This is a genomic window from Nitrospirillum iridis, assembly GCF_014205765.1.
Taxonomy (GTDB): Bacteria; Pseudomonadota; Alphaproteobacteria; order Azospirillales; family Azospirillaceae; genus Nitrospirillum; species Nitrospirillum iridis.
On the sequence record NZ_JACIIZ010000010.1, the window covers coordinates 1 to 25,180 of the forward strand.

The window sequence follows — 25,180 nt, forward strand, 5'->3', positions numbered from 1 at the left end:
ACGGAGGCGGCGGGCTACCGCGCCAGCAGCGCCGGGGTGGTGCTGGGTGCGGACTGGTTCGCCAGCGACGAGGTCATGGCGGGCCTGGCGTTCAGTTGGATCAACAGCGCGTCGGTGGGCCAGGGGGTGATGGCGGGGAGCACGACGCGGGTGGGCAGCTACCAGCTGACGGCCTACAGCGTCTGGCGTCCGGATTGGGCGGATCAGAAGCTGTCGATCGAAGGCCAGCTGGGCTTCGGCTACAACCACTTCGACCAGCGGCGGACCATCGCCTTCCTGGGGGCGCGGGCCAACGCCAACTATGGCGGGGAGCAGTACCTGGGCAAGGTGACGGTGGGCTACGACCTGCCGACGACAGCGGACTTCACCCTGACGCCGCAGATCAGCCTGCGCGCCGTGCGTATGACCAACCACGGCTACCAGGAACGGGACGCCGGGGCGGCCAACATGGCGGTCGACGCGCTGGCGACCAAGGCCCTGACCCAGGAACTGGGGTTGAAGGTGGATACCCGCATCGACACCGTGCTGGGCCGCCTGTTCCCGGACCTGCGGGTGTTCTGGGTGCACGATTATCTGAACGGCCCCATCGCCACCACCGGCAACCTGGCGGGCGTCGCCTTCGCCAGCACCACCGGCCGGCCCAATGCCGACGGCTTGGGGCTGGCCTTGGGGGCGACGGTGGAACAGTCGGACGGCTTCAAGCTGCGCTTGGAGTACAATGGCGAACTGCGTCGCGACTATCAGGGCCACTCCGGCGTGCTGCGCGCCAGCTGGGATTTCTAGATCGGCCAGCCGGGATTTCCAGATCGGATCGTGCGAAGGCGGAATCGCCTTCGCACGTGACGCCCCGGGGGGACAAACCCGGCGACGTCGACCGGGGTTGATCCCCGTGCGGTCCTCGTCAATCGCCGCCTTCCAGCACCGCCAGTTCAGTCCGGATGGCCTGATGGCGGCTGGCGGTCAGGGGGTGCCGCCAGACCAGGGGAACAGCAGCGGCCTGTAGGACCAGGGGCACCCAGATGGCGGCGGCCGTCAGCGTGTTCAGCGCCAGGGACGTCTGCTGCGCCGCCTGAGGGTCGAATCCAGCCCAGCCCAGCGCGGCCAGGGCCAGGGCGGGGCCGATGGCGGCCGACAGCTTGTCGGACACCGACAGGAGAGCCACCATCGTTCCCATCTGGTCGGCACCCGTGGCCAGCCGCCGTTCATCCCCCAGGTCGGCCATCATGGACCGCACCAGCACCGGGTCGGCCGACAGCAGGACGCCGAACCCGCCGAGGATGACCATCCCCGCCGTCCGCCCGGACCAGGGCAGCAGGTGCACCACCAGGGTCATGAGGGCCAGGCCGCCGAAGCCCAACGCCAGGGCGCGGTGCTTTTCCAGCAGGGTGCCCAGCCGTCCCCAGAGATAGGCGCCGGCAATGGCGCCCAGCTTGACGGCGAACAGCAGGGCGGCCGTTTCCGCCGGAGCGAGGCCGTGGATGAAGCCGTAATAGAAGAAGAACACGCCACCCGCGGCATAGACGGCGGTGCTGGACAGGAAATCAGCCGCCAGCAGCCGGGCGATACCGGCCTGGCCCAACAGGCGACGATAGTCGTTCCAGTCCGGCGGACGGCGCAGGCCGGCCGGATGCTCCCGTACCAGCAGCAGCGCGAGCGCTACCCCCACCGGCAGGCTCAACAGAATGAACCAGCCCATGGCGGGCAACGCCTGCTCCGGCGTGGCGCGCAACGCGGGCAGCAGGGGGATGGCGGTGATCGCCAACCCGCCCACCAGGAACAGGGCCTGGCACCAGGCGAAGATGGCGTTGCGCTCATCATAGTCGTTTGACAGCGTGCTGCCCCAGCCCACATGAGCGACGAAGCACAGCGACCAGGCGGCATAGGTGCCGGCCAGGCACAGGACCAGACGGGTGAGGCTGGCGGCCTGTGGTGGCCCCAGAGGCGGCATGAACAGGCCGTAGACCGACAGCATCAACAAGGGCGTGCCAAGCGCCAGCCAGAAGCGGAAACGGCCGTGGCGTGAGCGGGTGCGGTCGATCAGGGCGCCGGCCAGGGGGTCGACGATGATGTCGGCCAGGCGCGCCATCAGGAAGGCCATGCCCACCAGCCCCAGGGGCAAGCCCACCACGGTGCCATAATATTCCGGCAGATAGATCAGCAGCGGCAGCCCCAGGCCCGCCAGCCCCACGGCGGGGGCGGCATAGGCCGCCTTGGTCACAATACGCATCCCATTCCCCATCGCCCGGGCCGGCAAGCAATAGCTGCCGATCCGGAACCCGGGTCCGGCATCGGCCAGCGGCAATCCTGCCACCGGTGCCGGCGCTATACCATTGATCCTAGGAACATGTGAGGGACATGGGGGGAACGTTCACGCGCTCAGCGCTTCACGTTCGCAGGTGGTGGGCAGCTGTGAGGCGGGGGGTGTCAGCGTCAGGCGGTTGTGGCTCAGCGCGCTGGCCAAGGCCCGGGCGGTCATGGCCAGAGTGGGGCGGTCATCCTCCGCCGCCAGCCAGCGCAATTGGGCGTCGAACTGCGCTTCCCGACCGTTCTGGGCGGCGGCGACCAACATCAGCACCTGGCGTTCGTCCCCCGTCAGGCTGGGGCAGCCGGGGTGGCCGATGGACAGCTCTCGCCGGCAGATGTGGATAAGGGCCAGCAGGAAGGTATGCAGGGTGGCCAACACTTCGCGCCCATCCTCGCCGCAGGTGTCGGTGAACTCCCGCCCCACCAGGGGGCCGTAGTCCTTGCCCTTGACCATACGCCGCAAGGCCCAGACGAGCAGATGCTCACCGGGGCCGAATTCCGGCGTGTGGTCCATCGTTCCGGTCACGGCATCCATCAACGACATCATCATGTCCCCCGGCGGCTCCCGTCCCCGTCATCGGGGAAGGGCGGCGCCGTAGATGCAAACTATTCTCAAATCATAGTCCATGTCAGGAGCGATGGCAAAGACCGCCGTCACATCCAAGCGGTCGTATCACCATCGGGTCCATCCAAACGAACATCCTATACCCATCCCGGACGCCAGGCACCCCCAAGCGCCGGGGGCGCCAAAAGGTCACGGTGGCCAATTGGTCGCAAGGGAGAGGGGCGGACAGACATGACGGCACCGGCGCCCTATCCTGTGACCAACCGGTCCCCAGGCAAGTGGGGGCCCGCCCCTGGAACGGCAAGAGGACCTGGCAGAATGGCCCCCCGCTTCGATATCGACCTATTGATGCCCGCCCCGATGATGGACTTCGTGGTGGAGCGACTGGACCAGGCATTCCGTGTCCACAAGCTGTGGCTGGCCCCGGACCGGGACGCCCTGCTGACCCAGGTGGCGCCCAGCGTGCGCGCCATCGCCGCCGCCGGGGGCGTCTCCATCGGCGCCCCCCTCATGGGCCGGTTGCCGCGTCTGGAATGCGTGTCGGGCTTTGGTGTGGGCTACGACAGCATCGACGCCCGCTGGGCGGGCGCCCACGGCATCGTCGTCACCAATACCCCCGACGTGCTGACGGAAGAGGTTGCGGACACGGCCCTTGCGCTGACGCTGATGACCGTCCGCCGCCTGGGACAGGCGGAACGCTACCTGCGCGCCGGTGGATGGCTGGAGAGGCCGTTCCCCCTGACGCCGACCTTGCGCGGTCGCACCGCCGGCATCCTGGGCCTGGGCCGCATCGGCAAGGCCATCGCCCAGCGCCTGGCCGCCTGTGGGCTGTCCGTGCACTATCACGGCCGCCACCGGCAGGCCGACGTCGCGTTCCCCTACCACGCAACGCCCAAGGACCTGGCCCAGGCCGTGGACATCCTGGTGGTGGTGACCCCCGGCGGCGCGGACACCCGCCACCTCATCGATGGCGATGTGCTGCGGGCGCTGGGTCCCGACGGCGTCCTCATCAATATCGCGCGCGGTTCCGTGGTGGATGAGGCGGCGCTGATCGCGGCCTTGCGGGCCGGTGCCATCCTGGGTGCCGGCCTGGACGTGTTCGCCAACGAACCGCGGGTGCCCCAGGCCCTGCTGGAGCTGGACAATGCGGTGCTGCTGCCCCATGTCGGCTCCGCCACCATCCACACCCGCCGCGCCATGGGCCAACTGGTGGTGGATAACCTGACGGCCTGGGCGGAAGGTCGCCCGGTGCTGACCCCCGTGCCGGAGACGCCGTTGGCACTCTAGCCCTGGCCTAGAGCCAACCCCGGCGCCGGAAATACCAGTAGGGCAGGATGGCGGAGAACACCATCAGGCACAGCGCGCCGGGATAGCCGAAGACCAGATCCAGTTCTGGCATGTGCTTGAAGTTCATGCCGTAGATGGAGGCGATCAGCGTCGGCGGCAGGAAGATGACGGCCGCCACGCTGAAAATCTTGATGATGGCGTTCTGCTGGATATTGATCAGGCCCAAGGTCGAATCCAGCAGGAACTGCGTCGTCTGCGCTAGATAGAGATTGTAGTCCAGCAGCGACTGGATATCGCCGTTCAGGGTATTCAGGGCCAGTTTCGTTTCGGGGGCGATGGGTGTCGCCTTCTCCGCCGCCTTCAGGAAGGAGACGGTGCGGGCCAAGCTATGCAGGCTTTCCCGCACCCGCGAAGCGAGGTCGCCGCTGCGGCCGATGCGCTTCAGGGCCGTCTGCAGGTCGGCGTCGATGATGCTGGGCCGCTGTCCATCTTCCTGGCTGAAGACGGATCGGGACAGCGTGTCCAGCCCCTCCTTCACCTCCTCCAGCACGTCGGCGACACGGGCGACGATGGCGCTCAGCACGCCCAGCATGATGGCCTCGGGATCGGTGGGCGGGGCCGTGCCCTGGTCCACCCGGGCGGTGAATGTGCGGAAGGGCGTGGTATCGACATAGCGCACGGTCACCAGATGGTGAGGGGTCAGGATGAAGGTGGCGTCGGCCAGGGCCGGCCCCAGCGGCGCCTGGCGGGTCAGCACCCGCACCGTCATGACCAGGGCGTCGCCCTCCTTGTACAGCTGGGCGCTGCTCTCGATCTCCCGCATCTCCTCCCGCGTGGGAATCTCCACGCCCAGCGTCGCCTCGACCGCCGTCTCCTCCTCCTTGGTGGGGGCGAGCATGTCGATCCAAAGATCGTCGGCCAGGCAGTCGGCACCAGGCCCCTGCCGGGTCAGGGCACCGTTCTCAAGCCGGTACAGGGTCAACATCGAAGGCGTCTTTCCAGTCGTGGTCACGGGCAAGAAAGCAGGCTGTCCACCCTGAAAGGCAAGGACCATTGCTGGATCGCAAAGATATGCCGGGCGTCATGCGGCTAACCCCGCGCCAAGTCCACAAGCCCCATCTTGGCCAACCAGGACACGGTGCGCCGCAGCAGCGTCGCGTCCGACCCTTGATAGGCACCCATCAGGTCACCCAGTCTGACGGATCCCCGCGCCAAGCGGTCCAGCACGGCGCGGCATAGCATCTCATCGCCCAGGGGTGGGAACGCGCTCTGGTTCAGAGGGGACTGGCGCAATGCGGTCAGCCGGTCAGCCGACACCACCCCGCCCAGGCGCAACGCCGTGTCGTCATCCAGCGCCAGGGTGGCGTAGCTGGCGAAGCTGCCGAAGGGATCGGCGCGCAAGGGGTGGGCTGGGGCGCCATCCGCCCGGGGGGCCACAGCGGCAGCCGAGGCTCGGATGCGCGCCAACTCGGCCCAAAGATCCTGGTAGGCGGCGATGATATGGCGCCAGTCGTAGACATCCGCCGCCCGTCGCTGTCCAGCCGCCCCCATCCGCCGGCGCAGCGCCGGATCCTCGGCCAGGCGCAACAAGGCGTTCGCGCAGGCGCCGACATCGACACCAATGGCCTGGCAGGCCGCACCCGTGTAGGCGTCGCCAGACAGGGCGCCGGTGGTGAAGGCCTTGGCCAGGTCGCCGCCATCACCCTCCGGCGGCATCCAAGTGGGGATGCGGAAACCGTCGACGCCATGCCGCACCGTGTCACGATAGCCGTTCCAGTCGCTGACCACCACCGGCAAGCCGGCGGCCATGGCCTCGATGGGGGTGAGGCCGAAGGTCTCCTGGATGTTGTCCGGCAGGGAAAGGAAGATATCGGCGGCGGACCAGGCGCCACGTCGCGCGACCGGGTCGCGGCCATCGATGAAGGCGTGCAGGGCGGTGGGGGCATGGTCCAGCGCCGCCTGGATGAAGGCATCGCGGGTGTCGCCGTCGTGGAACCAGCCGCATTGCAGGAACAGGACCCGGCGGCCCGCCCCGCCGCCGGCGGGCGGCGCCTTCAGTTGGGTGGCCATCCGTTCCACCGCCAGGTAGGCCGGAATGGGGTGGGCCTTGCCGCGATGGTTGAAGCGGCCCACCCACAGGATGATGATATCATCCACGCCCATGCCGAACTGGCGGCGCAGCGCCTGGCCGGCCGCATCCCGGGTCGCGTCGGCGGCGAAAGCGGCGACGTCCACGCCCAGGGGGATGATCGGCAGTTGCACCGGGCAGAACGGCCGGCCGCCCACCCGGTCCGCCAGATAGTCACGCCAATCCGCCAGGACGCGATCATAGGTGCGGCGCACGACGGTGGAGGTGCAGATGACGGCGTCCCAGGGCTGGACTGGGGCCACCATCAGGTTGCCGATGGAGTCCAGCACCCGCTCGGTCGCCGTGGTGTGGCTTATGCCGCAAAGGCTATAGGCATGCTGCGGACCGAAGCGCCGCACCCAGGCCAGGGGGCCGAAGCCCGGCGCCGGATGGAACAGGGCGCCCACCCGGCCGAGCGCCACCGTGTCGCCGTTGCGGACCATGGTGTGAGGACGGTGCCCCTGGCCCAGACGCTCCACCCGCGCCTGGAAGTCCTTGGCCTCCCCCTCATTGCGGACGTGGCAGACGAGGGCGTCCACCGTCGCGTGCCGGATCAGCCCGTTGATCAGTCCCTCATTGGCGGCGTTCACCCCCATCACCAGCGGGCCGTCGGCGGAGAAGGTGGTGGGATAGTAGTCGATCGCGCAGTTGTGCATGGGGACCGCGGGCAAGAAGGCCGTGAGGCATGAGGACGGCGCGAGCCCTGGGCTGCCGGCCCCGTTCCCGGTGCTACCCCTGCGTCAGCGCCCGCACCTTTTGGCCAAGATCGTCCAGGTCGAAGGGTTTGGCAATGTAATCCATGCCGTCACCCACGAAGGTCGAGCGTTGGCTGGCCCCCTCGGCATAGCCGGTGGCGAACAGGACCTTGAGGCCGGGCCTCAGGCGCCGGGCTTCCGCCGCCAGCTCCCGGCCGTTCATACCGGGCAGGCCGACGTCGGTCAGCAGCAGGTCGATGGCCTCGTCGCCGGCCAGGTGGGGCAGGGCGTCGGCGGCGGAGGCGACCTCGATCACGCGATAGCCGTGCTCCTCCAGGATATCGACCACCACCATCCGCACCACCAGCTCGTCTTCCACCACCAGCACGGTGCCCCGGCCCTTGGGCGGCGCTTCCGGCGGGGCCGTGTCGGGCGCTTCCGCCGCCACCGGGGTGGCCGGGTCACGGGGCATGTACAGGCAGATGGTCGTGCCCTCGCCGGGGGTGGAGTGCAGGGTGACGTGACCGCCCACCTGCCGGGCGAAACCGTAGATCATGGACAGGCCCAGGCCGGTGCCATGGCCGATGGGCTTGGTGGTAAAGAAGGGGTCGAAGGCCTTCTCCAGCACGTCCTGCGTCATGCCGGTGCCGGTATCCGTCACGCAGGACAGGACATAGTCGCCCGGTCGCAGGTCGGCCGACTCCCGCTCATCCCCGGCGGTGACGGTCACGTTGCTGGTATGGATGGTCAGGCGGCCGCCGTTGGCCATGGCGTCGCGCGCGTTGATGGCCAGGTTCAGGATGGCGCTTTCAAACTGGTTGGCGTCGGTGATGGCGGGCCACAGGTCGGGCGCCAGGGTGATCTTCAATTCGATGTCATGGCCCAGGGTCCGCCGCAGCAGGTCGGCCAGCGACCGCACCAGCTGGTTGATGTCGGCGCTTTTGAGGTCCAGCGTCTGGCGCCGGGCGAAGGCCAGCAGGCGATGGGTCAGCCCCGCCGCCCGATTGGCGGAGGACAGGATGCTGTCGACATAGCGGCCGATGCTGTCAAAACGCGCGTCACGCACGCGCTTCTGGATCAGGTCGGCGGCGCCAACGATGCCGGCCAGCATATTGTTGAAATCGTGGGCGATGCCGCCGGTCAGCTGGCCGATCGCCTCCATCTTGTGCGACTGGCGCAGGGCTTCCTCCTTCACCCTCAGCTCTTCGGTGCGCGAGGCGACCTCCGCCTCCAGCGCCTCGCGGGCCAGCTTGGTTTCGGTGATGTCGACGGCGCAGCCGGCATAGCCCAGGAAGGCGCCGCCGTCGTCAAAGCGCGGGCTGCTTTCACAGCGCAGCCAGCGGATCTCCCCGGACGCCTTGCGCACGCGAATGTCGTCCAGGAACGGGGCCTGCCGCTGGAACGTCCCGCTGCGGGTGGCGCTGAACGCGGGCCAGTCGTCCTCATGGATCAGCGCGGCCCACCCTTCCGTCTCCATGCGGGCCGCCGGCACACCGAATTCCGTCTCGAACCGTCGGTTGGCGAAGACGATGCGCGCCTCGGTGTCGACCGACCAGATCAGGGCCGGGGCGCTGTCCGCCATCAGGCGGAAACGCTGCTCGCTTTCCCGCAGCGCCTGGGCCGCCCGGCGCGCCTGGCGCCGGTCCTCCGCCTCGCGCAGGGCCCGGGTGACCACCATGGGGATGCGGGCCAGGTTGCGCTTGGTCACATAGTCGGTGGCGCCGGCCCGTAGGGCCTCGGTCGCGAATTCCTCACCGATGACACCGGAGATGAAGATGACGGGCACCGCCGGATCCCGCGCCCGGGCCAGTTCCAGGGCCGCCAGTCCATTGAAACCGGGCAGCGAATAGTCGGAAAGGATGATGTCGAAGGCGCCTGATGCCAGGGCCGCCTCATAGTCGGCCCGCACCGCGGCACGCGTCAGGGACACGGGCCGATCGATCTTGCAGAATTGGTGGGAGATCAGTTCGGCATCGATGTCGCTGTCCTCAACCAACAGCAAGCTGACAGGCGTCTCTCCAGGCGCTGATACCGGTCGCGACACTAGAAATCTCCAGGCACGGGCTCGTTCAACACCGCCCAGAAGATACCTAGGTCGCGGATGGCCTCGAAAAAGGCCTTGAAGTCCACCGGCTTCACCACGAAGGAGTTGACCCCGTACTGATAACTGCGGACGACATCGCTTTCCTCGCGGGAGGAGGTCAGCATCACGATGGGCGTGGCGCGATGCCTGGGGTGGGACTTCACCTTCTCCAGCACCTCCAGACCGTCCACCTTGGGCAGCTTCAGGTCCAACAGCACGACCGCCGGCGCGCCGGGTTCCCGGTCCGCGTACTGCCCTTCGCTGAAGATGTATTCCAGCGCGTCCACCCCGTCGCGGGCGACGATGATCTCATTGGCCAGCTGGGTCTTTTTCAAGGCCGCCAGGGTCAGTTCCACATCGGCAGGATTGTCTTCCACCAGCAGGATCGGTCTAAGTGAGGCCACGGTTTCCTCCTGTCGGGCGTTTGGGCAACGTGAAGCTGAAGGTCGCCCCCTGTCCGACCGCACCCTTGGCCTCCAGCGTGCCGCCGTGCCGGTCGATGATGCGTTTGGTGAGCGCCAGGCCGATGCCGGTGCCCTCGAAATCCTCCTGCCGGTGCAGGCGCTGGAACACCTGGAACAGCTTGCCGGCGTAGTTCATGTCGAAGCCGACGCCGTTGTCCTCGACGGAATAAAGGACGTCGGTGGCCCGGTCCTGGCCCCGCACCTTGATCCGGGGCGGGCTCGCGCCCCGGCTGTACTTGGCGGCGTTCTCCACCAGATTGAACAGGGCTTGGCGCACCAGCGTGGCATCACCCCAGGCGGCGGGCAGGGGGCCGATATCCCACTCGACGGCCTGGCGCCGTTGATCGACGTCCAGGCTGCGCCGGATCTCGATCATGACCTTGGCCATGTCGATGCGTGTCATTTTCAGGCTGGTGCGGCCCAGCTGCGAGAAATGCAGCAGGTCGTCGACCAGTTCACCCGCCGACAGGGCGGCGGCGATGATGCCTTGCAGGTAATGGCGCGACAGGGCTTTCAATTCCGGCTCTTCCTCACCCAGGAGTTCGGCGTAGCCGGCGATGTGGCGGAAGGGGGCCCGCAGGTCGTGGGAAATGGAGTAGGAGAAAGCCTCCAGCTCCTTGTTCGACCGCTGCAGCTCTTCCGTCAGCTGCGCCCGCTCCTCCGCCCTTTGCAGGACGAAATTGATGATGGCGCCGCGGAAATCGACGGCGCTCAGCAGTTCGGCGGAGCGCCAGGGCTGGGCACGGGCGCGCACCACCTGTTTCCAGGACTCGAACGACTGGCGCGGCTGCAGGCGGCCGAGGGCGTCGGTGGCCTTGGCTGCCCGGGGGTCGCCGCCCCAGCGCACGGTCTCCACCACCTCCGGCCGGAACCAGAAGATGAAGCTGGCATGGAGGCGGGAAATGGGGATGGCGATGACGCCGCTCGCCATCGTGGTGATGTCCTTGCCCGGCGGCCACTCCGCGCTCAGGCTGTCTGTGGCGTAGATCTGCTCCACGTTGCGGGCGCGCACCCATTCCGACAGGGCGAGGATACTGTCGATGGGGGGGGCCCTGCCGGCGGCCAGGACGATGCCGTCGGTGACCACGGCGGCGCCCGCGCTGTTGGTGAGGGCCAGCCATTGGCTGGCGCAATCAACCAGGCCGGTCTGGAAGCCCGCCGCCCGGGCAAGATGGGCCACCAGCTCCGTCTCGATGCCTTTCAGCCGCAGCCGCTCGTCAACCTCCGCCGCCCGCTCCCGCGCAGCGACCTGTTGCGCCACGACGCGTCCCAGGAAGTCACAGGCCGCCCGGATCTGGGGGCCGACATAGCGCGGCTGCGCGTGGTGGCAGGAGATCAGGCCCCACAATTGTCCGTCGATGACGATGGAGATGGACAGGGACGCGGTTGTGCCCATGTTGCGCATGTATTCCAGATGGACGGGGGAAACGCTGCGCAACGCGGCGAAGCTCAGGTCCAGTGGCGCACCGTCAACCGGGCACAGGGTCGGCACCAGGGGCACCGGCGTGTAGGTCGCGGTGGGAATGAGGCGCAGGCGGTTCAGGCGGTACAGGTCGCGCGCCTGGGCCGGGATGTCCGACGCCGGGAAGCGCAAATCCAAATAGGAGGGCAGGGTGCCATCACCCTTTTCGGCAATGACCGTGCCGTTCCAATCCTCATCGAAGCGATAGATCATGACACGGTTGAAGCCGGTCAGCGCCTGGACCTCGGCGGCCACGCCGGCGCTGAGGTCCGCGATCGTCTTCAGCCCGTCGGAGGTGTCCAGGAAGTCGCGCAACAGCTGGTAAAAGCTGGCGCTACGCCCCCGTTCGGACTCGTCGAACTCCTCGAACTCCAGGATCAGGCCCTGGGGCGTCCGGTGGCCCGTGATATGAAAAATCCGGCCGTCGATCTGATACTGCTCCAGGAAGGTCGCGTCGCCGCCAGCGGCCCAGCGCCGCACATCGCTTTCCAGGGTGGTGTCGTTGCCCACCACGTCCGCCAGCGTCGGGTTGTCGTAGGGCGCGATGGTGCGGCCCAGCACCGTGCCCAGGTTGGCGCTGGCCTGGATCAGGACCAGGTCCTGATCGCGCAACAGCGCCAGCGCACCGTGGGGCTGGATGCCACCGGGTATGCGGATGGGTTCCCGCGCGCACTGGTCCAGCAGGTCCTGCGGCAGGGTCTGGTGAAGCGAACCACCCCCCAGGGGTGCCGCGTCCTCGGAATGGTCGTCTGGGCTATGGGAAGTGGCCACGGGGGAACCCCATCTTTCCGAAGGACCGATTCACGGGCTTATTGCCCAAGATTTAAGGCGAATTCACGGCAAGGGCCCGTTTCCGGACCTCTGCCGGTCATCATGGCCTGTCACATGATGCGCCATCACCTGTTCCGCCGCCTTCTGGAACAGGCCGAAGGAAAAGACCGCCGCCCGCACCGCCGCATCGAACAGCGCGTCGTCCGGCGGCTCCCGGTTCAGCACGGCCACGAAGTCCCGCCATAAAGGGCACCCCCTGCCATGGGCCAGGAAACGCGTGGCGGCGGCGATGCGGACGTCACCCGACAGCTCCGCGCGGCGCAACAGGACCTCCGCCCCCAGGCGGGATCCTTCCAGAACGTAAAGATGGCCCAGCATGTCGCCCCGCCCGCGGATGATCGGCGTCTCCACCAGGACGGTCGGGTGCCGATGGCCGGCGTCCAGCACAGCCAAGTCAGCCTCCAGCGCGTGGCGGCGGCGGCGCTGCGGCCAATCGGGCACATGGTCTTCCACACCAGCCGCCTCCAGGCTTAGTTCGATGGCGCGCAACGCCGGGTGTTGGGCCCTGAGCAGCAGGGCGTAGTCCGGCATGCGTCCCACATCCAGGGCGGAAAGCCGCCGGTCCAGGGCGTCATGGCATGCCGCCGTGCGGGTGCGCAGAAATGATCTCAACAACGTCACGCCGGTCTCTTTCATCAAGGTCGATCGTATCCAGACACTTACGTCGAGGGGGCGGGAAATCAATGGTCGAGCCAAGCCCCAACCGGGCTGGAGGCTCTTCCGCCGCCCTTAAGGAACCGTCCACGCCGCGCGATGGTTGCTCTCTCATAACCTGGCCGATGTCCTGGCAGCCGAGTGAGGGACCGCAAGATGGAACGTAGGAAAGACCATGTCGTCCTGACCGCTCGGGAGGCGCGCGGCGCCACCCTTGGGCGTCCCGTGTTGGCCGTCTTGCTGGTCAGCCTGGTCCTCGCGATCGTCGCCTTCGCGCTGGCCTGGTGGCTGGGCAAGTGGTGGTGACCACGGGTCTTTGCGCCCCCGGATCTTTGAAGCGATAGAAGGAAGCTGAAAGGCATGGGCCGCCATATCTCCGACCACGGCGCCGCGGACGCGCCGGGCTGCCGCCGCCCGCCCAGTGAGACGGCGACCGCCTTACATCTGCGGCCGCATGTTCAGGCGCATGGGCCGCCGCCCCCCTTCATGCGACCCGCCTTCGCCGCCCGGGTGGACGCGCCGCCGGAAGGTCGGGACTGGTTGTTCGAGGCCAAGTTCGATGGCTATCGTGCCATCGTCGCGGCATCGGGGCCGATGGTGCGTATCCACGACCACTCTGGCATGGATTGGACGGGGCGCTTTCCCGCCCTGGTGCGGGCACTGGCGGCGCTGGACCTGCCGCCCGTCCTGCTGGATGGGGAAATCGTGGCGCTGGATGCCGGCGGGGTCAGCAGCCTTGCCATTCTGCGGCGTGCCGTGCACGACGATCAGGCGGCCCTCAGCTACTACGCTTTCGACTTGCTGGCCGAGGCGGGGCGCGCCTGGCACGCCCACCCATTGATCGAGCGTAAGGCGCGCCTGGCTTCATTGCTGGGGGAGGCGGGGAAGACCGGCCCGGTGTTTTACACCGATCATGTGGTGGGCGGGGGCGCGGCCCTGTGGGCGACGCTGTGCGAACAAGGGTTCGATGGCGTCATCGCCAAGCGGGTGGCGGCCCCTCATCGTCCCGGGCACGGCCATGACTGGCTTGAGATCAGATGCGGCCACCGCCGGGAATTCGTCGTCGTCGGCTGGTCGCCCTCCACCCATGGGCCGTCTTTCACGTCCCTGCTGCTGGGTGCGCGTGAGGAGGGGGCGGGGGAGCCCGGAGGCAGCGGCGAACTGCGCTATGCGGGTCAGGTCGGCAGCGGCTTCGACGCCCATATGCAGGCGGGATTGGAGACACGGTTGCGCGACTTGGAACGGCCCGGGGCGCCGGTGCCGGAGGACACTGTCCCGCCCGCCATCGCCCGACAGGCGCACTGGGTCAAGCCCGAGCTGCTGGTGATGGTGGCGTTCGCCGGCTTCACCGGTGACAGGCTGGTGCGCCAGGGGCGTTTCCTGGGCCTGCGCGGCGACAGTCCGGCGCTGCCGGCGGTCCCTGAAGCGGCGGAACCGGTGGGGGGCACACCCGGCTCATGACGGCCGACCAGGGTTGGGACGCGGACGTCAAGGCGCCCGCTCAATGGCTGCGCTTCTTGTGCTTGGTATCCAGGCTGTCCACCAAATCCAGCAGGTCCTGGGGCACGGGGTCGGCCGCGTCCTCGTCGAACATCTCGCGCAGATGCTGGTCCAGGGCATCGTGCGGGCCGGGCGGCACCCCCGCGGCGCTCGCCGCCGTCAGTGTTGGGCGCACGCGGCGCACGGGCTTCCGCTGCTTGGTCATGACACGGTCCCCCCGGAAAACGGGCCCCCCGGGAAAACTGCGGTCCCGTTGAGGCGGCTCCGATGGGTTCACGGCACCCGTGGCGCCACCCCAGGCCCCTGGCAGGTGCGGTCACGGGGGCTGCGGCCAGCCTAACCGAGCTGCCGATCCGCGACCATCCTTCTTGATGGCGGCACTCAATGGCACTGGGCGTGAGCGGCCGGCGATACCATGGCGTCAACGCCCCCCGTGGCCGGCAACCGGATGTTCATGTCATCCTCCAGCATCAGCACGCCGGACCGGAGCCGGTCGCGGAAGGTCCGTCGCGCCAGCTGGATCTGGCTTTCCACCACATCCAGGGGTAACCCCAGAATCCAAGCCGTCTCCCCGGCCGAGAAGCCCTCGACCGTCGTCAGCAGCAAAGCCTCCCGTCGTTCGCAGGGCAGGGTGCGCAACAAGGCGCCGGGGTCCATCCGTTCCGGCGCCTGGCTTTCATCCTCCAGTTCCAGATGGCCGCCGGCATAGATGCGGTGGAACAACCGGAACAGGCCCACCCGCTCGACGGTGGGGCCCAGCACGTCCAGCCCATCCTGCGCCAACGTCTCCAGCACCATGCGCACATAGGCGTCGCCGCTGGCGGCCCTGCCGGTCAGGGCGCGACCGTAGCGCCGCAGATAGGGCAGATGGCGGAAAATGAGGTCGGTGGAGGCTTCGCGGGCGGTTGGATGTGCCGGCATGGCCTGCGTCGCTCCTCGTTGTTGATAAGGCCTCTGCATCCCGGGCGCGCCAGGAGGGCCTGGGGTGGTTACACGGGTGACTCTGACTCTGGTTTCCAACCGTCAGGCTCCCGGGAAAGTTTCCTGCCGAGGGGTTCCTTTTTCGCTTTCAAGCGGGCGCTTGGGCTATCGATCGATCGGAGGTCTCGGAATTCCCGGACGAGGCGCTGCGCCTGCCGCCGCGTCATTCCCCCGTCCGCCGCCCTTAACGGTTGAGGCCATTGCGGGACAGGGGTGATTTAAGGGAACGAAAACCGCTTCCGGTGGTTGTTCAGTTGGTTAGCAAAACCGACCCGAGCCTCGCGCCGGGGACAACCCGGGCGGCCCGCCCGAAGGCTTCGCGTTCAACCGCGCCTGGGGCCGCCCCTACTGGAGGAGTTACCATGAAACGCGCCAATCTGTATCTGGCCGCGGCACTGGGTGTGTCAGCGCTGGGCACCGCCGTCGTCCTGCCTGTCGCCCCGTCCCTGGCGCAGGGCACGACGCAGCGCATCGCCACCACGAAGGTCGATGTCGCCACCGTGTCCACCGGCCACCGCTCATCCAAGATCGTGGGTGCCAAGGTGGTGAATGACCAGAACGACACGGTGGGCACCGTGGACGATCTGATCATCTCCCCCAAGGAGAGCGTTCCCTACGCCATCCTGTCGGTCGGTGGCTTCCTGGGCGTGGGCGACCGTTTGGTGGCTGTTCCCTACAGCGCCTTGCAGGTGACCGATGACAAGGTGGAACTGCCGGGCGGCAACAAGGATGTCCTGCTGAAGCAGCCGGCCTTCCATTACGCCAAGAACTAGGCACGCCTTCAGCCCAAGGCCCACGGGATCGAGCGTTCCCGTGGGCCTTGGGCATGAGCGCGCCCCCATGGATCAGACCGGTCCACCATTCGCTGGCGTCAGGGCGCCCCCACCGCCGGGCGATAGCTCTTCCCCTCCGCGCCATGCAGGAAGCCGTTGCTGAAGCGCCGGCCGGGGCACAGGTCACGCAGCCGGTCCTGCGCCTGGGCCGCCGGCACGGCGCCGTCCAGCACCGCGCGGAAGCTTTCGGCCACCGCGACCATGTCGCAGTCCTGCGGGGACAGGCGGAAGCGGGAAACCCCCGCGGCGCGCAAGCGGCCCAGGTCGCCCAGCAGGTCGAGATAGCTGCCCGACAGGGTTTGCACCCCGTTCACCGCCAGGAAGGGCGTGCCGTCCAGGGTGTCCAGATCCATGCCGTCCGGATGTTTCTCACAGACATAACGGCAGCCGTCCTTGTGCAGACCGTGGGCGCGGGCGTGGTAGCAACGGGCGGAGATGGCCAACGGCAGGCGACCAAAGGCCTGCACTTCGATCTCCGTGCCAGTGATCATGGCCGCCCGCGCCAGGGCGGTGATGGCGTCCCCCGTCAGTTCCCCCGGCAGGCAGACGCGGGTCGCCCCTTGGCGGGCCATCAGTTCCAGGGTGCCCGGGTTGTAGACCGCGACCAAGGGGCCGACGGTGTGAGGTCGGCCGGCGCACGCGGCCACGGCGGTCAGGTCATTGGCCTCCACCAGGAAATCGTCGCCGGCCGCCAGATCCAACACCGCCTGGCGCTCACGCGCCTGCATCACCAGCGCGAGGCTGGCCAGCACCACCTCCTTGCCCGCGCGGTGCAGTCGCTCCGCCACTTCCGGGATGTGGCTGTCGAAGAAGGGGGCGCGCTTGGAACAGACCACCTCACCCAGGATGACGGTGTCCACCGGGGCCTCGTCCGCGATGCGGGCGTAGAAGTCGCGCCGCTGGGCCGTGGGCCAGTGGAAGTGCAGGGGGCCTAGCGTCAGTTTGGCGCGTTCCAGGGTCATGGCTGTCCGTCCTTCGTCAACGCCACCGGCCCTCAGCGCCACCGGCGGTCATAGGCGCCCGCGGTGGCGCGGCCGCCTTCCATCTCGCTTGCCAAATCCGGCAGGGTGAAGCCGCCGGCCACGGCGGCGTCGATGGCGCGGCGGAACTCCGCCACCACGCGGGCGACGTAGGCGTGGCCCCGCTGGCGCCCCTCGATCTTCAGCGCGCGCACGCCACCGGCGATCAGGCCGGGGATGTGGTCGGCGGCGTTCAGCGAGGTCGGCTCCTCGAACAGATAGCCGGTGGTGCCGTTGGCGCGGAACCGACCCTTGCACAAGGTGGGATATCCGGCCGGCGACCCGGCGGCGTGCCGATCAATGGTGATGTCGTTCAATCGGGCGGTGACGTCGCCCCCCGCCTCGCGCCGGAACTGCACGGCCCCCGCCGGGGAGCAGACACCATGGGTATTGGGCGACTGGCCGGTGACATAGCTGGACAGCTGGCACCGCCCCTCCGCCATCACGCACATGCCGCCGAAGGCGAACACCTCCGTCTCAACCGGGGCCACCGCCGCCGTCAGGGCCGTCACCTCCGCCAGGGTCAGCACGCGGGGCAGCACCACCCGCTGCACGCCGAAGGCCTGGGCCAGATAGCGGATGGCCTCGGGCGTGGAGGCGGCGGCCTGGACCGACAAGTGCAAGCGCAAGTTGGGGTGGTGGGCCTGGGCGTAGGCTAACAGGCCCAGGTCGGCCAGGATGACGGCGTCGGCGCCCGCTTCGGCCGCGTTGTCCACGGCACGGTGCCACACCGCCTCTTCCCCCGCCCGGGGAAAGGTGTTGATGGCGATGTAGAGGGCGCGGCCGGCCCGATGGGTGCGGGCGACGGCCGCCCGCATCTCCACCGGGCTGAAATTCAGGCCGGGGAAATTGCGGGCGTTGGTGGCGTCGGCGTAGCCGCAATAGACGGCGTCCGCCCCCGCCTCCACCGCCGCGTCCAGCGCGGCCGGCGTGCCGGCGGGGCAGACCAGGGCCAGCGGTTTCGGCGCCGGGGGCGAGGCGGGCCTGGTCATGGCTGGAACCCCACCGCCGGAAGGGCCGTGGGCTGGGCCGCCGCGCGTGCCAGAAGGTGCAGCACGCCGTCCAGCTCCGCATACCAGCGGCGGCCCTGGGCCATGGCCTTACGCGCCAGGCGGCCATCGCCCAGGTCGGTATCCAGCCGGACACCGGCGCCGTCCACGGCGTTGCGCAGGATCAGCACCGCCTCCATGTCGCCCTCGATCATCAATTGCCGGCTGAAGAACAGGGAGTCCCCGTCCACGCGCCCCTCCAGCAGGGCCAGCAGGGCGGTCAGGGGCGCGCGCAGCGTGGCGGCGACAGCGGGCGCGGCCTGGCCCTCGGCCAGCGGGGTCAGCCCGGGGGCGGCGCCCGCCGGACGCAGCAGGAAGCGCACCGGCAGATCGCTCGGGTCGATCAGGAAGGCCTTCTCTCCCAGGGCGGCCAGGCGCGCGAACACCGCCGCATGGCGCCGCGCCAGGCGGGTGAAAGCCCATTGGGCCAGGCGCGCGGCGGCCGGGCCGGCCAGGGGGCGGCCCAGCAGCGGCAAGGGGGGCAGGGCGCGGGCGACCAGTCCCGCCAACAGGACGGGCGACAGGGGGGGTGGATCGGTTGGATCAAGGCTCAAGGGACAGTCCCCAAATGGCGGCGCGCGGCGGGTGGCTTTGGGGCGACAGTGGGCGCCGCCGGCGGGGGATGTCTTTGACATGGCACAATAATGGGGCCGCCCATCCCTTGAAACGCCAGGTCGGCGTGCCGATACAAGGGAACTGTTCAAGCCATGCATGGTGCGGTTCCCAAATGCCTGCAAATCCCTATTACACCGGCCCGGTGAGCCACCATTTCGACGGGACCCGCTTTTTCAATCCTGGCCAGCTCACCACGGATCGCGGCCTGGGTGAACTGTTGCGCTGGCGCTGGGGCGGGACGCGGCCGGCTTGGCCCCGTGCCGTGCCGGGGCGTCAGGTCCGCCCGGCGGCGCGGGTCGATGGATTGGCGGTCACCATGGTCGGCCACGCCACGGTGCTGATCCAGGTGGCGGGGCTGAACCTGCTGGTGGACCCGGTATGGTCGGACCGCGCCAGCCCGTTCCAGTGGGTGGGGCCACGGCGCGTCAACCGCCCGGGTGTGGCGTTTGACGACCTGCCGCCCATCCATGCCGTGCTGTTGACCCACAACCACTATGATCACCTGGACGTCCGGACCCTGCGTCGGCTGTGGGCGGCCCACCGTCCCCGCATCGTGGCCCCCCTGGGCAATGACCGGGTGGTGGCGAAGGAGGTGGGGCCGATGCCGGTGGAGACCGGCGACTGGGGGCAGTCCGTGCCCCTGGGCGCCGGGGTCACCGCCTGGTTCCACCCGGCCTACCACTGGTCGGCCCGGCGGGTGGGCGATCGTCGCATGGCCCTATGGTGCGGCTTCGTGCTGGAAACGCCGGCGGGACCGATCTACGTGGCCGGCGATACCGGCTATGGCGACGGCGCCATTTTCCGGGCCGTGCGGGATCGCCACGGCGACCCCACCGTCGCCGTCCTGCCCATCGGCGCCTATGCCCCGCGCTGGTTCATGAAGCAACAGCACTGCGACCCGGCGGAAGCCGTGCGCATCATGGCCGACTGCGGCGCCCGCCAGGGCCTGGCCGTGCACTGGGGCACCTTCCCCCTGTCGGATGAGGAGCGCCTGGCGCCGCCGGAGGAGTTGGCCCAGGCGCTGGCCCAACAGGGCATGGCGCCTGATCTATTCCGGGCGATGGAGCCGGGGGACGTCTGGACCGCCCCCTGACCTGCGCGGGGGCGGCCCGCCGAGGGCCTCCTAGGCCGGCCAACAATCAGGAACGCCAACCGTCACGACTAGGGCTTATGACCTAGGCATATCTGTTTAGGCTATCTTCGCGACGCCTAAGATGGAGGGATATTTTATAAAGAACTGGCGGAGTGTGCATCGCATCGCCAGCAATCAGGTGGAAATTCGGCAATTTTAGCTTCGGCGCGGCAATATATTATTGCCTTGTTTATATTTTGTTAATCATTTTACGGTAAACTATTTCAAACAATGGCCATGGAATGGCGATTCCGGCAAAACCCCCACTCCATTAAATGGATTAATGGCGATATACTTTGCCGATAGACATTTACATAAATGCCGCATATAAGCCATAAGATATAGTTCTCTTCCTGTCGCCGAGGCCGCCGAGGATATGAGAAAGAGGCTTTATCATAAGGTCGTCGCGACCCTGGTTGACCTCGCGTATGACGAAATTCCCTTCCGGGCTTCCCACTTTCCGCGCCTCGAACAGCATCCGCTGGCGGCGGCGGGCAGGCAGATCATGCACCCCTTCCTGGGGGAACTGGGATTGGAGGTGCGGGGGTTCCTGGGCCAGGTGGAGCCCTGGCTGCGGTCCGGTTGGGTCATCCCGGCGCGCCGGTCCTGTCTTTACCCGGAACTTTCGGCCTTCGAGGATCCTGTCTTCTTTGAGCGCATCGACGCGATCAAGAAGCGGTTCAGCCTGCGTGAAATGGTCGGGCGCCTGGACCATGGCGACCGCCACCTGACATTGAACGTGGCATCGGGGCTCAAGGGGTCCGAATATGAGTTCAGCATGGGGCTGGACCTGGAAACCATGCTGGGACCGATGGTGACCGCCCAGATGGAGGTGCGTCGCGCCTTCCTGGACCGCTATGGGCATGACCAGTTGTTGCCCACCCAGTGGCACCGGCAACTGTCTTCCCAGATGCAGGCCAGGGACGACCTGTACTACGCCGCCCGGCATGCCATCATTCCGTCCTACCTGCCGCCCCTGATCGTGCGGCCCCCCTTCGACTTCTATCCCCATATCGGCATCCAGCTGCGCAACGTGGCCGCCAATCCCAGCCGCAATTCCGACCCCGCCCGCATGGGGCGGCTGGCCGCCCTGGCGTCCCAGCTGCTGAACCTGCCGGTTTTGGTCTATGGCAAGCCCACGGACCAGACACTGCCCGACTACCCCTCCACCCGTCAGTATATGCCGGACGGCACGCCCCAGTTGCATGCCGAGCTGGTGTTCCTGAAGCAATGCCGGCTGATGATCTCGCCGGACAGCGGTTGGGCCGACCTCATGGGCTGGTTGCGCATCCCCACGCTGCTGGAGCGCCTGGCCTATCCTGCGGGATTTGAGGCGCTGCGGCCCTTCCGCCCGAAGATGCTGGTGGCGGATGACCGTACCGACATCGCGGCCACGATAACCCGCTTGTGCACCGCCGACGCCGACACGGTACTGCTGCCCGACCCGACGGAGGGGGAGTTTCAGAACCACGACTTCCTCACGGCCACGGGCGAGGACAGCCGGACGTTCTGGCAGGATTTCTACGGGCAGATGATCACCTGACCCCGCTCAGGGTCACAAGGCCGGGCGCACGGCCACACGGGGAGGATGCGGACCATGGCGGACGGGGTCAATCTGATCGTCCAGGCGGGGGGACGGGGCAGCCGGCTGGAGCATTACTGCTGGAACAAGCCGAAATGCCTGGTGCCGATCAACGGCAAGCCCATGCTCTATCAGTTGCTGGACGCCGTCGAACAAGCCCATGCCGGCCAGGCGTTGAACGTGCGGGTCATCGCCGAGCATAAGGCCGAGGCGCTGGAACGCTATCTGGATGTCTTTCCGCCGCGCCAGCCGGTGCGGTTGCAGCGGCCCAAGGGTCACGGCACCACCAGCGGCATCCCCGAAGCCCTCGCCGACATTGGCGACGATGAGCCGGTGTGGATCGTGTGGAGCGACCTGACCTTCCATGAATTCCCCCCCACGCCGGAGGGGGACGAGCCGGTCATCTTCCTGTCGCGCTCCTTCACCTGCCGCTGGTCGGTGGCGTCCCTGGCCGGCGGTCCGCCCACCATCGTGGAGCAAAGCGGCAATGAGGCCGGCATCATGGGGCTGTTCTGGTTCCCCCGGAAAAGCCTGCTGCGCGACCTGCCGGAAAGCGGGGAGTTCGTCCGCTGGCTATCGGAGAATTTGACGGCCTTCCGCACCGAATATTGTGACGAGGCGCTGGAACTGGGCACCCTGAACGCCCTGTTGCACCACTGGGACAGCACGGCGGGCACCCGCTTCTTCAACCGCATCACCTACCAGGGTGACCGGGTCGTCAAGCAGGCGGTGGTGAAGGAATATGAGCCGCTGATCGGCCGGGAGATCGCCTGGTACCGGGCGGTGGGGGAGCTGGGTTTCGCCAACGTGCCCACCCTGCTGGACACCGATCCGATGACGCTGACGCGCATCGACGGGCATCATCCCTTCCAGCTGCCCTGGGGCACCAAGGGGCGGCGGCAGATCCTGGAAAACATCCTGGATGCCCTGGACACCCTGCACAGCCTGGGCACGGCGCCGGCGGTGGCGGAGGATGTGCGCTCCGTCTATCTGGACAAGACGGTGGCCCGTATCGCCAAGGTGCGCCGCCTGCTGCCGCAATTGGGGGAATGGCGCGCCATCAAGGTCAACGGCGTCTGGGTCCCCAACGTCCTGCACGATCAGGAAAGCCATCTGCTGGACAGCGCCTTCCGCCTGGTCCGCTGCAAGGCCTTCACCGTCATCCACGGCGACCCGACCTTCAGCAACATCCTGGTCGATGCCAACAGCCGTCCGTGGTTCATCGATCCGCGCGGCTATTTCGCGGCGCCGGGCATCTATGGCGACCCGAATTACGATTGGGCCAAGCTGTATTATTCCGTCATCGGCAGCTATGACAGCTTCAACCGGCGTCATTTCATCCTGACGATGGACGACCAGAGCGCGGACGTGGAGATTCGCGACAGCGGCTGGGCCCATCTGGGGGAGGTTCTGCGCGAGCGGCTGGGCACCCAGTACACGGCGGTGCGCATCCTGCACGCCTTCATCTGGCTGGCCCTGTCCGGCTGGGTCGACGATGACTATGATTCCATCGTCGCCGCCTATTGCAACGGCCTCTACCACCTGCACCAGGCGCTGGAAAGCTGAGCCATGCTGGAGCTGAGCCCTCTGCCGAAGACCTGGCTGGTGGACATCGACGGCACGCTGTTCCGCCACAACGGTCACCTCACCGGGACGGACATCCCGCTGCCCGGGGCGGCCTCGTTCATGCAGGCCATTCCCGCGACCGACCGCATCGTGCTGATGACCGCCCGGTCGTCGGCCCATGAGGCGGCCACGCGGGCGGCCCTGCTGGCCGCGGGCATCCGCTTCGACCTGATCCTCTTCGACCTGCCGGCGGGGGAGCGCATCCTGATCAACGACGCCAAGCCGTCAGGCCTGCAAACGGCGCACGCCGTGACCATCCCCCGCGACGGGGGGCTGCCGGCCTTCGCCGACATGGCCCGGATCGTGGATAAATAAGGGGGCGGCCCGGCATCGTGCCCGACCGCCCCGGTTCACCCCCGATGCCCCCGGGTGCGCGGTATCGCCGATCAGAAGTCCAGCGTTGGCGTCAGCAGCTTGACGTTGAGCGCCAGCCACACCAGGAAGACCAGTGACAGGGCCACCAGAACGGCCCACACGCGGCCCCAACGGCTGGCGCCGGGGCGGGTGGCGACGTCGTAGGCGTTCCAGCAGGACGCCCCCGCGCCGACGATGGTGGCCAGCAGCACCAGCTGCATCAGGCGCATCCAAATGTCCAACCGGCCGTCCAGCACGGAGATGTCGCTGTTGATCAGGGACAACAGGACCGTCCAGCCCAGGACGAAGATCAGGACCAGCCAGGTGCTGGCCCGGGTGGCGCGGTGCAGCAGCAGCGGCCGGCCGGTGATGCCCGGGTTGTGGCGATAGCGTCGGCGCACCAAGGCCACGACAGGCCAGGACAGGGCCGTCAGGACGACGATGCCCATCGTGACCGCCGCCACCGGCATGATCCAGCCGGCGTTGAGGTTGGCCGGCGCCGGCACGAACTCGATGATGGGGGCGTAGGCGCCGATGGAGAACATCACCACCCGGCCGTCCTTGACCACCGCGGCCAGGTGCTCCTTGCCCTCCCCGTCCTGCCACAGCCAGGGGCCGACCTCGCGCCAGCGCTTGGGCACCTTGGCGGCGTTCACCAGGGAGGAGACAGTGATGGTGTCGTCCTCGTTCGCCACGATCCGGGCCTCCCCCAGCAGGCTGATCATGCGCATGAAGTTGGTTTCGGACCCGCGGCTGCTGATGTAGTGCCCGGCCATGACCTGCGCATGCTCCTTGGCCGTGGCGGCCGTCGGCAGATCAGGCTTGGCCTGCGGGAAATAGCGGTCGGTGAAATCGACGAAGAGATGCTCACGCAGCACATGGGCCGCCGCTTCGCGCCCGCCGCTGTTGAAGGACATGTACAGACCGACGCCGTCATCCAGGTACAGGTGCAGGTCGGAATGGAACAGGTCGGTGTCGCCACCATGGCCCACAACGCGGTGGCCGTTGCGGTCCTCATGATAGAAGCCCAGGCCCATGGACGGCAGGCCGGGGTAGGGGGTGTTGGCGTTGGCGTACATCTGGTTCGCCGTCGCTGGGTCCAGCAGGGGGCCACCCTGGGACAGGTGGGCGATCATGAAGCGCGCCATGTCGGCACCGGTGGCGGACAGGGCGCCGGCCGGCGACATGTCAATGATCTCGAAGGGCTGCGGGTCCTTGGACCCGACCTCGTAGCCCTTGGACATGCCCGCCGCCAGCCCCTCGGGCAGGGGCTGGACGAAGGTGGAATGCGCCATGCCCAACGGTGTGAAGATGTGGTTCTGGATGTACTGGGCGAAGGGCTCTCCCGACACCCGCTCGACGATGTAACCCGCCATCGAGGCACCGTAGTTGGAATAGGCGGGGATCTGGCCGGGCGCGTAGATGCGGGTGGGAACCCAGCGCTTCATGGCGTCGCCCAGGGGCTTGGCCAGCTTGGGGTCGGTCAGCAGCAGGTATTTCGCCGTCTCTTCAAAACCCGTGGTGTGGGTCATGATGGTGCGCAGCGTGATGGGCTTGCCGAAGGCCGGCGGGATTTTGTAGTCCAGGTAGTCGTTGACGTCGCGGTCCAGGTCCAGCTTCCCAGCCTGCACCTGCTGCATCACGGCGGTCCAGGTGAACAGCTTGGAGATCGAACCCGGGCGGAACAGGGTGCCGTCCGGATCCACCGGCCTCTTCTCCTTGACGTCGGCATAGCCGAAGCCACGCTGGGTCACGACTTGGCCGTCCTTCACCACGACCACCACCGCACCGGCGATGTCCCCGGTTTGCAGGGCGTAGGGCAGGTAGCCGTCCAACCAGGCATCAACGTCCGTTTTGGTCAGGCTGGCCGCGGGTGTGGCGGCCGGGACCTCGGCGCCGCTGGCGGCAGGCGCCGGGGCCGGCGGCGTGGGCTTCAGGTCGGCCGGGGACTGCGCCGCCGCCGGCCACGCCAGCGCCGTCATCAGAAGCGCGAATATGCGATGCTTCCACATGCTG

23 protein-coding genes are annotated in these 25,180 nt (G+C 67.9%); 9 read left to right on the top strand and 14 right to left on the bottom strand.

What is annotated here, in order from left to right; all coding sequences use genetic code 11:
• On the top strand, nucleotides 1-783 hold a 783-nt coding region (locus FHS74_RS17340; protein ID WP_246463215.1), incomplete at its 5' end, for an autotransporter outer membrane beta-barrel domain-containing protein.
• A gap of 118 nt (nucleotides 784-901) precedes the next feature.
• On the opposite strand, the gene FHS74_RS17345 is transcribed toward FHS74_RS17340, so the two are convergent.
• Together FHS74_RS17345 and FHS74_RS17350 are read right to left on the bottom strand one after the other, a co-directional pair.
• Complete coding sequence (locus FHS74_RS17345) at nucleotides 902-2,227, bottom strand: MFS transporter (protein WP_184802860.1); 1,326 nt, start codon at nucleotides 2,225-2,227, stop codon at nucleotides 902-904.
• Nucleotides 2,228-2,368: 141 nt separating this feature from the next.
• A complete protein-coding gene (locus tag FHS74_RS17350; protein ID WP_184802862.1) occupies nucleotides 2,369-2,854 on the bottom strand; it encodes a hypothetical protein in 486 nt (161 codons plus the stop codon).
• 333 nt (nucleotides 2,855-3,187) lie between these two features.
• On the opposite strand from FHS74_RS17350, the gene FHS74_RS17355 reads away from it, so the two are divergent.
• A complete protein-coding gene (locus FHS74_RS17355) occupies nucleotides 3,188-4,156 on the top strand; it encodes a 2-hydroxyacid dehydrogenase (protein WP_246463216.1) in 969 nt (322 codons plus the stop codon).
• A 7-nt stretch (nucleotides 4,157-4,163) separates the two neighbouring features.
• Here the strand turns inward: FHS74_RS17355 and FHS74_RS17360 are convergent, their stop codons facing one another.
• The 6 genes from FHS74_RS17360 to FHS74_RS17385 all read right to left on the bottom strand — a co-directional run bounded on the left by FHS74_RS17360 (nucleotide 4,164) and on the right by FHS74_RS17385 (nucleotide 12,455).
• Complete coding sequence (locus tag FHS74_RS17360) at nucleotides 4,164-5,141, bottom strand: magnesium transporter CorA family protein (RefSeq protein ID WP_184802864.1); 978 nt, start codon at nucleotides 5,139-5,141, stop codon at nucleotides 4,164-4,166.
• Between the two features lie 104 nt (nucleotides 5,142-5,245).
• Nucleotides 5,246-6,940: a glycosyltransferase family 4 protein gene (locus tag FHS74_RS17365; protein ID WP_184802866.1), complete on the bottom strand. Its 1,695-nt coding sequence runs from the start codon at nucleotides 6,938-6,940 to the stop codon at nucleotides 5,246-5,248.
• A gap of 73 nt (nucleotides 6,941-7,013) precedes the next feature.
• The gene (locus tag FHS74_RS17370) at nucleotides 7,014-8,981 is read right to left on the bottom strand and encodes a response regulator (protein WP_184802868.1); all 1,968 of its coding nucleotides are present in this window, start codon (nucleotides 8,979-8,981) and stop codon (nucleotides 7,014-7,016) included.
• Nucleotides 8,982-9,022: 41 nt separating this feature from the next.
• Nucleotides 9,023-9,466 (bottom strand): response regulator, encoded by a 444-nt coding sequence (locus tag FHS74_RS17375; protein WP_184802870.1) that lies wholly within the window; start codon nucleotides 9,464-9,466, stop codon nucleotides 9,023-9,025.
• A complete protein-coding gene (locus FHS74_RS17380) occupies nucleotides 9,453-11,759 on the bottom strand; it encodes an ATP-binding protein (protein WP_343066936.1) in 2,307 nt (768 codons plus the stop codon). Before FHS74_RS17380 ends, FHS74_RS17375 begins: the two co-directional genes overlap by 14 nt.
• Before the next feature lie 63 nt (nucleotides 11,760-11,822).
• Nucleotides 11,823-12,455: a biliverdin-producing heme oxygenase gene (locus FHS74_RS17385; protein WP_343066945.1), complete on the bottom strand. Its 633-nt coding sequence runs from the start codon at nucleotides 12,453-12,455 to the stop codon at nucleotides 11,823-11,825.
• 174 nt (nucleotides 12,456-12,629) lie between these two features.
• Here FHS74_RS17385 and FHS74_RS17390 point away from each other — a divergent pair, with 174 nt between their 5' ends.
• Both FHS74_RS17390 and ligD read left to right on the top strand, forming a co-directional pair.
• Nucleotides 12,630-12,779, top strand: a complete 150-nt coding sequence (locus tag FHS74_RS17390; protein ID WP_184802874.1) for a hypothetical protein — start codon at nucleotides 12,630-12,632, stop codon at nucleotides 12,777-12,779.
• A 54-nt stretch (nucleotides 12,780-12,833) separates the two neighbouring features.
• Nucleotides 12,834-13,934, top strand: coding sequence for a non-homologous end-joining DNA ligase (gene ligD, locus FHS74_RS17395; protein WP_184802876.1), 1,101 nt, complete (start codon nucleotides 12,834-12,836; stop codon nucleotides 13,932-13,934).
• Nucleotides 13,935-13,974: 40 nt separating this feature from the next.
• Here ligD and FHS74_RS17400 read toward each other — a convergent pair whose 3' ends face one another.
• Both FHS74_RS17400 and FHS74_RS17405 read right to left on the bottom strand, forming a co-directional pair.
• Nucleotides 13,975-14,178, bottom strand: a complete 204-nt coding sequence (locus FHS74_RS17400; protein WP_184802878.1) for a NepR family anti-sigma factor — start codon at nucleotides 14,176-14,178, stop codon at nucleotides 13,975-13,977.
• A gap of 176 nt (nucleotides 14,179-14,354) precedes the next feature.
• On the bottom strand, nucleotides 14,355-14,894 hold the full coding sequence (locus FHS74_RS17405; RefSeq protein WP_184802880.1) for a sigma factor-like helix-turn-helix DNA-binding protein: 540 nt from the start codon (nucleotides 14,892-14,894) through the stop codon (nucleotides 14,355-14,357).
• 422 nt (nucleotides 14,895-15,316) lie between these two features.
• Here FHS74_RS17405 and FHS74_RS17410 point away from each other — a divergent pair, with 422 nt between their 5' ends.
• A complete protein-coding gene (locus FHS74_RS17410; protein WP_184802882.1) occupies nucleotides 15,317-15,727 on the top strand; it encodes a PRC-barrel domain-containing protein in 411 nt (136 codons plus the stop codon).
• Between the two features lie 98 nt (nucleotides 15,728-15,825).
• Here the strand turns inward: FHS74_RS17410 and ubiV are convergent, their stop codons facing one another.
• Genes ubiV through ubiT form a run of 3 tightly spaced genes read right to left on the bottom strand, consistent with a single transcriptional unit; the run spans nucleotide 15,826 to nucleotide 18,409 of the window.
• Nucleotides 15,826-16,749, bottom strand: a complete 924-nt coding sequence (gene ubiV, locus FHS74_RS17415; protein ID WP_184802883.1) for a ubiquinone anaerobic biosynthesis protein UbiV — start codon at nucleotides 16,747-16,749, stop codon at nucleotides 15,826-15,828.
• 32 nt (nucleotides 16,750-16,781) lie between these two features.
• Nucleotides 16,782-17,798: a ubiquinone anaerobic biosynthesis protein UbiU gene (gene ubiU, locus FHS74_RS17420; protein ID WP_211106371.1), complete on the bottom strand. Its 1,017-nt coding sequence runs from the start codon at nucleotides 17,796-17,798 to the stop codon at nucleotides 16,782-16,784.
• Nucleotides 17,795-18,409, bottom strand: coding sequence for a ubiquinone anaerobic biosynthesis accessory factor UbiT (ubiT, locus tag FHS74_RS17425; RefSeq protein WP_246463217.1), 615 nt, complete (start codon nucleotides 18,407-18,409; stop codon nucleotides 17,795-17,797). The genes ubiU and ubiT overlap by 4 nt, the downstream gene beginning before the upstream one ends.
• Before the next feature lie 173 nt (nucleotides 18,410-18,582).
• Between ubiT and FHS74_RS17430 the strand changes: the two genes are divergently transcribed.
• The 4 genes from FHS74_RS17430 (at nucleotide 18,583) to FHS74_RS17445 (ending at nucleotide 23,125) form a co-directional block, all read left to right on the top strand.
• On the top strand, nucleotides 18,583-19,563 hold the full coding sequence (locus tag FHS74_RS17430) for an MBL fold metallo-hydrolase (RefSeq protein ID WP_184802887.1): 981 nt from the start codon (nucleotides 18,583-18,585) through the stop codon (nucleotides 19,561-19,563).
• A 415-nt stretch (nucleotides 19,564-19,978) separates the two neighbouring features.
• Nucleotides 19,979-21,145, top strand: coding sequence for a hypothetical protein (locus tag FHS74_RS17435; RefSeq protein WP_184802889.1), 1,167 nt, complete (start codon nucleotides 19,979-19,981; stop codon nucleotides 21,143-21,145).
• Between the two features lie 54 nt (nucleotides 21,146-21,199).
• Entirely contained in the window at nucleotides 21,200-22,750 is a 1,551-nt protein-coding gene (locus FHS74_RS17440) for an NTP transferase domain-containing protein (RefSeq protein WP_184802891.1), read from the top strand.
• 3 nt (nucleotides 22,751-22,753) lie between these two features.
• Nucleotides 22,754-23,125: a hypothetical protein gene (locus FHS74_RS17445; protein WP_184802893.1), complete on the top strand. Its 372-nt coding sequence runs from the start codon at nucleotides 22,754-22,756 to the stop codon at nucleotides 23,123-23,125.
• A 71-nt stretch (nucleotides 23,126-23,196) separates the two neighbouring features.
• Here FHS74_RS17445 and FHS74_RS17450 read toward each other — a convergent pair whose 3' ends face one another.
• Complete coding sequence (locus FHS74_RS17450) at nucleotides 23,197-25,176, bottom strand: serine hydrolase domain-containing protein (protein ID WP_246463218.1); 1,980 nt, start codon at nucleotides 25,174-25,176, stop codon at nucleotides 23,197-23,199.
• Nucleotides 25,177-25,180 lie beyond the last annotated feature (4 nt).